Here is a 7,311-nt window from a genome sequence, read left to right as displayed (position 1 = left end):
TGGACAAGGCCCAGCCTCTGTCACTGCGTTACATCATTTTCGGTGGTGAGGCGCTCGATGTAGGCAGTCTGGCTCCCTGGTTCGATGCCTTTGGTGATGGCCAGCCGCAACTGATCAACATGTACGGCATTACCGAGACCACGGTACATGTCACGTATCGCCCGATCCGGCAGGCTGATCTGGATAAAGAAGCGGTCAGCCCAATCGGTGAAGTAATCCCTGACCTGTCTTGGTACCTGCTGGATGGAAATCTTGGTATTGCGACCCCAGGATGCCATGGTGAATTGCATATCGGACGTGCTGGGCTGGCTCGTGGTTATCACCAACGGGCAGCATTGACCGCTGAGCGCTTTATCCCCGACCCATTCGATAACAGTGAGCAAGGTGGTGGTCGTCTCTACCGCACCGGCGACTTGGCTCGTTACCACAGCGATAGCGTCATCGAATACGCCGGTCGTATAGACCACCAGGTGAAGATCCGTGGCTTCCGTATCGAATTGGGCGAGATCGAGGCCAAGTTGCAGGAGCATGCTGCGATTCGCGACACCCTGGTTGTCGACATTGACGGACCAAATGGCAAGCAGTTGGCTGCCTATCTGGTGGCTGACGTCGAACCGGAACAGCAAGCCGAACTGCGCACTGCCTTGCGTGACCATCTCAAGGCCAGCCTGCCGGACTACATGGTGCCGACGCATCTGATCTTCATGCAGGCGATGCCGCTGACGCCCAACGGTAAGCTGGACCGCAAAGCACTACCCATACCGGATGTCAGCCAGTTGCAGCGAGAGTACGTTGCACCGCAGAGCGACCTGGAGCAGCAAATAGCCGCCATCTGGGCTGATGTGCTGAAGGTAGAAAAGGTTGGCTTGACCGATAACTTCTTCGAACTGGGCGGCGACTCGATCATCTCGATCCAGGTGGTCAGTCGTGCTCGGCAAGCGGGTATCCGTTTTACCCCCAAGGAGCTGTTCCAGCACCAGACGGTGCAGGGTCTGGCCACGGTAGCACAGCTCGGAGAGGAGGGTGGCGTGCAGATTGATCAAGGGCCGGTCACAGGCGAAGCCCAGCTGTTGCCGATCCAGCAAAGCTTCTTCGAAGAAGACGTTCCTGAACGTCACCACTGGAACCAGGCATTGTTGCTCAAGCCCGGCAAGGCGTTGGAAGCAGAGAAGTTGGAGCAAACACTGCAGGCACTTGCTTGTCACCACGATGCACTGCGCCTAAGTTTTGTTCAGGGGGCCAACGGTGGTTGGGTGGCTCACTATCGTTCAGTTGATGGGCGACAACAGATTCTGTGGAAGTCCGCAGTCAAGGATGCCGCAGAACTGGAAGCACTGTGCACTGAGGCCCAGCGTAGCCTGAATCTGCAGGATGGGCCGTTGATCCGGGCTGTTTTGGCAAAGTTGGACGATGGCAGCCAGCGACTGCTGCTGGCGATTCACCACTTGGTGGTGGACGGTGTGTCCTGGCGGATTTTGCTGGAGGATTTGCAAACCGCCTACGGCCAGTTGGGTTCCGGTCAGGAAGTGACACTGCCCGCCAAGACCAGTTCAACCAAGGTCTGGGCTGAGCATCTACAGGACTATGCCAATAGCGAAGCGCTGCAGCAGGAACTGAGCTACTGGCAGGATCAATTGAGTGATGTGAATACCGACCTGCCCTGCGATAACCCTGAAGGTTCGATGCAGGGCCAGTATGCGGCCAGTGCCCAGACCCGACTGGATCCGACTTATACCCGTCAACTGCTGCAGCAGGCACCTTCGGCGTACCGCACTCAAGTTAACGACCTGCTGCTGACCGCCTTGGCCCGAGTCATCTCCCGTTGGACGCAAAACGACGATGTTCTGGTGCAACTGGAAGGTCACGGTCGCCAGGATCTATTCGAGGATATCGACCTGACCCGCACCGTGGGCTGGTTCACCAGCATGTTCCCGGTGAAGTTGAGTCCAATAGAAGCTGTAGATGGCTCAATCAAGCGCATCAAGGAACAGTTGCGGGCGATCCCGGAGAAGGGGATTGGCTTTGGTGCCCTGCGTTATCTTGGTGATCAGCAGGCACAACAGGTGTTGTCTGCACTTCCAGAACCCCGGATTACCTTCAATTACCTGGGGCAGTTTGATGGCAGTTTTGCTGCAGAGCGGGAAGGAAGCGAAAGCGCATTCCTGGCGCCTGCTGCAGAAAGTTCCGGACAAAGCCAGAGCGAGCAGGCTCCGCTGGGCAACTGGCTGTCGATCAACGGCCAAGTTTATGGTGGTGAGCTGAATCTGGGCTGGAGTTTCAGCCGAAAGATGTTCAAGGAAAAAACCATCCAGCGCTTGGCGAATGAATACGCCGAAGAGTTGAAACTGATCATAGATCACTGCCTTGGCAATGACGCTGGCGGCTTGACCCCATCGGACCTTATTGGTGTGAACATGGACCAGCATACTCTGGACAGTTTGCTAGATGAAATTCTGTAAAAATCTTGGAGATCGGTAATGAGTAAGCAGTCTGTTCGCAATAAGAATGATGTGGAAGTTATATCGAAAATGTCCGCGTTGCAGCAGGGAATCCTGTTCCACTCCCTGCAACTGGAGGGGGCTGATCCGTATTTTTATCAGTTTGGCTTCGAGATCAAGGGTCATTTCGATGAGAAGCTGTTTTACCACGCTTGGGAGCAGGTAGCCCGCCACTATCAGGTGCTGCGCTCGAACTATCGTTGGGAAGAAATAGATGCTCCTCTACAGATCGTGTTCAAAACACCCCGTCTCGCTGTTGATGTGATAGATATCGCCTCGTTGCCGACGGAAGAGGTGGACGCCTTTATTGAAAAGCACCTCGCGGAGATAAAAGAGCGAGGCTATGACTTTCGGCAAGGCTTACCTGTCACTGTCAGCGTGTTTGTTCAGGGAGACAAACACTGGCGATTTTATTGGTCGCTCCATCACATATCACTGGATGGCTGGAGCGTCAGCAAGGTGCTCGGCGACCTGCTGGGAAGCTATCAAGCATTGTTGCGTAATGAGATTTACTCGCTACCTTCGACATTACCTTTCACTTCGTATATCCAGTGGGTCCACGGGCAGAATACGTCCATGTTGGAGCAGTATTGGTCTGAAGTGCTGGCAGGGGTCGATGAGAAGACGCCGCTACCGTTGCGCGGTGATTACGATGACGCTCGCTATGCTGAGCGCATGTTGGTATTTTCTCGTTCTACCAGTGATCAGATGCGTGCTGCAGCACGCGATATGGGTATAACAGTAAACACCCTGGTGCAAGGAGCTTGGGGCTTGCTCCTGGCAGCTTATTCCGATCGTGATGAAGTGCTGTTTGGCGTCACGACTTCCGGGCGTTCTGCTTCGCTGCCGGGCTTGCACACTGTAGTTGGGCTGTGCATCAACACATTGCCGTTCCGCACCTTGATTGATCCGCAACTGAGCGTGGCTGAATGGTTAAGACGTGTCCAGGAAAAAAGCGTGGCTAGCCGTGAGTTTGAATATTCATCGCTGTCAGAGCTAAGCAAGTATGCTGATTTACCCGAGGGGGAAAATCTGTTCGATAGCATCCTAGTATTTGAGAATTATCCGATTGATGAGGCGCTGAAGAAAGCCCCAGCGGATATGCGCATAAGCTCGATAGATGCGGAGCAGTCGCGGGAGGGTGATATTCTATATTGCAATGGCCGCAATAATTACCCGTTGAGCGTTATCGCTGCGCTGAATGATCGCCTTGAATTAATACTTGCCTATCATTGCAAGCAGTATTCGCACGAAGATATTGAAGAATTGAGTCGCCAGTTGGAGCATCAACTGCTTTCTTTGGTGGGTTCAGGCTCTCAGCCGCTCGGCAACGTACTTGCATTGTTGCCGACAGCGCAACCATGTCAGGAAGAAACACAAACGCAGGTTGCTATTCAGCAAGAGCTGTTTTCAGAAAATGACTTTCTTGCTCTTTGGCAGCAGTCTGTTATTAAGCATCCCCAGCAAATTGCGGTAGCCGCAGTCACCCAGCAGCTCAGCTACGCCGAACTGGAACGTGCCTCCAACCAACTGGCGCACCACCTTCAGGCACAAGGCATAGGTACTGGCGCCGTTGTCGCCCTGTGTCAGGAGCGCTCCCCAGACTGGGTCGTCAGCCTGCTGGCGGTGCTCAAACTGGGGGCGATCTACCTGCCGCTGGACAACCAGCAGCCAGTCGAGCGCCTGCAACAACTACTGCACAACAGTAACGCCGCCCTGTTGATCCACCCAGCTGTGGATACCGCACTGGCAACCGCAACACAGTGCCCAAGCCTGACCTACCAGCCAGAGCAATGGGCCGATCAGAGCGACGCAGCGCTGGCAACGGTCATTGAGCCACAGCAGCCGGCGTATATCATCTACACCTCCGGCTCCACCGGGCAACCCAAGGGCGTAGTGGTCAGTCACAGTGCACTGGCCAACTACCTGCAGGCCGTCCTGCAACGCCTTGAGCTGCCCGAGAACGCGAGCTTGGCTCTGGTCTCCAGCATCGCCGCCGACCTCGGCCACACCATGCTGTTCGGCGCGCTGGCCTCGGGCCGCAGCCTGCACCTGTTGTCCCATGACCACGCCTTCGACCCTGACCGCTTCGCCCAGTACATGGCCGAACAGCACATTGATGTGCTGAAAATCGCCCCCAGCCACTTGCAAGCGCTGCTGCAGGCCGGCAAGGCCGCCGACGTGCTGCCCGCGAAGATGCTGATCCTCGGTGGTGAAGCCTGCCCTTGGGGGCTGGTGGAAAAAGTCCGGGCACTCAAGCCCGAGTGCCGGATCATCAACCACTACGGCCCCACCGAAACCACCGTCGGTGTGCTCACCCACGAAGTGAGCGAGCGACTGCAAGACAGCCACAGCGTACCGGTAGGCCTGGCACTGGCCAATGTACGCGCTGAGCTGCTGGATGCCTACCTCAATCCGGTGCCGCAGAGAGTCGCCGGTGAGCTCTACCTGGGCGGCGCAACCCTGGCCCAGGGTTACCTTGGTCAGGCAGCGGCTACCGCCGAACGCTTCATTCCCGCCGAGGGTGGCGGGCGCCTTTACCGTACGGGCGACCGTGCACGTCTGAGCAAAGATCAGTTGCTGGAATTCATCGGCCGCACCGACGACCAGGTGAAGATCCGCGGCTACCGGGTCGAACCGGGCGAAGTCGGTCGGGTACTGGCCGCCCTGCCCAGCGTACAGGATGCCGTGGTGCTGGCCCTGCCACTGGACAGCGATGAAACGCGGCTGCAACTAGTGGGCTATGCGGTTGCCGATAAAAATACCAGCAGCGAAGCCCTGCAGCAGCTAATGAAAGAACGCCTGCCGGATTACCTGGTACCGGCCCAGGTCATGCTGCTGGAGCAACTGCCACTGACGGCCAACGGCAAACTGGACAAACGCGCCTTGCCCAAACCGGGAGCGATCAAGCAGGCCTACGTGGCACCGGGCAATGAGATCGAACGCATTCTCGCTTCCGTCTGGGCTGATGTGCTCAAGCTGGAACAGGTTGGCACCACCGACAACTTCTTCGAGCTGGGTGGCGACTCCATTCTCAGCCTGCAGATCATTGCCCGAGCCAAGCGCCAAGGCATCAAACTCACGCCCAAGCAGGTGTTTGAACAGCAGACTATCGGGCAATTGGCCAAGGTGGCGCAGGTGATCGAGGCCAAGCCACAGGCAGCGATGCCTGTCAGCGAGGCAAAGAAGCGCTCGCCGTTGATTGTGCTTAGCCCGGTGCAACTGGCTAATCTGCCGATACCGGCGGAAGAGATTGAGGATATCTACCCGCTCTCACCGATGCAGCAGGGCATGTTGTTCCATACCCTGCTTGATACTGAGGCCGGGCATTACATCAATCAGATGCGGGTGGATGTGCAGGGACTGGATGTCGAACGCTTCAAGGCCGCTTGGCATGCTGCGATCAGCCGGCACGAAGTTCTGCGTGCGAACTTTGTTACCGTAGAGACTCCCTTGCAGGTGATCCGCAAACGGATAGACGCACCCTGTACGTTGCTGGATTGGCGCACTGAGGCGCAGCTGTCGCAAAAACTGGATGCACTGGCACTTGAGGATCGCAGCAAGGGCTTTGATCTGGCCAGCGACCCCATGTTGCGTCTGACCTTGATCCGGACCACTGACAACACCCACCACCTGATTCACACCACGCATCATATCCTCCTGGATGGCTGGAGTAACTCGCAGCTGATGGGCGAAATTCTGCAAAACTATGCAGGCGTTGCGCCGACGCCGGTCACCAGTCAGTACCGGGATTACATCGAGTGGCTGGGTGAACAGGATACATCTGCCGGCGAGGCTTTCTGGAAAGAACAACTGGTAGAGCTTGATGGGCCGACGCGACTGGCTAAATCGATCAGACAGCCAGACCTGCAGTCTGAATCCGGGTATGGATATCAGCAGGTCGTGTTCGATAAACAACAGACCGAGGCACTGAACAACTTTGCCCAGAGTCAGCGAGTCACTCTCAATACCCTTGTGCAGGCAGCCTGGCTGATACTGCTGCAACACTATACCGGGCAGGACTCTGTGGTCTGTGGAGTCACGGTCTCCGGCCGGCCTGCCGACCTGGACGGTATCGAGCAGCAACTGGGCCTGTTTATCAACACCTTGCCGCTGGCTGCCCGACCGCTGCCCGAACAGAGCGTCGGGCAATGGCTGCAGGCACTCCAGGCGCAGAACCTTGCTCTGCGTGAGCATGAATATACGCCACTGTATGAAGTGCAGCGCTGGGCTGGCAGCAGTGGTGAAGCACTGTTCGACACCTTGTTGGTATTTGAGAACTACCCCATTTCCCAAGCGCTGGAACAGGGGGCATCATACGGGCTGACCTTCAGCGGACTATCTGGTGAGGGGCAAACCAACTATGAATTAACAATTGCTGCTGAAGTAAGTGAAACCCTATCCGTCAACTTTATCTATAGCCGGACCGCGTTTCACGACAGAACCATTGAAAGTGTGACTGCCGGATTCGAACGCCTGCTGCTGGCGATGAGTAACGATGCGGACGTATCGCTGGGCGAATTGACATTGCTGGGCAGCGAAGAGCTTCGGCAGGTCATCGGGGAATGGAACCGTACTGAAGCCAGTTATCCGGTCGAACGGTGTCTCCATCAGCTCATCGAACAGCAGGTGGTGAAGACTCCCGAGGCAACTGCGTTGGTCTTTGGTGATCAGTCACTGAGCTATTCCGAGCTTAACCAGCGAGCAAATCAACTGGCGTACAAACTGCGTGAACTTGGCGTCGGCCCCGATGTACTAGTCGGCATCGCCGTAGAGCGCAGCCTGGAAATGGTGATTGGCCTGTTGGCCATCC

Annotated in this window: 2 protein-coding genes; both read left to right on the top strand. The window is 56.4% G+C overall.

What is annotated here, in order from left to right:
- A partial coding sequence (locus INT39_RS22095; RefSeq protein WP_193076124.1) for a condensation domain-containing protein occupies positions 1–2,459 on the top strand: 2,459 nt, incomplete at its 5' end.
- An 18-nt stretch (positions 2,460–2,477) separates the two neighbouring features.
- Positions 2,478–7,311: non-ribosomal peptide synthetase (locus INT39_RS22090; RefSeq protein ID WP_193076123.1), on the top strand; the 4,834-nt coding region annotated here is incomplete at its 3' end.

The sequence above is a fragment of the Pseudomonas sp. FME51 genome (assembly GCF_014897305.1).
Note: the sequence above shows the minus strand (reverse complement) of the source record. Positions and strands in the feature narration are given on the sequence as shown.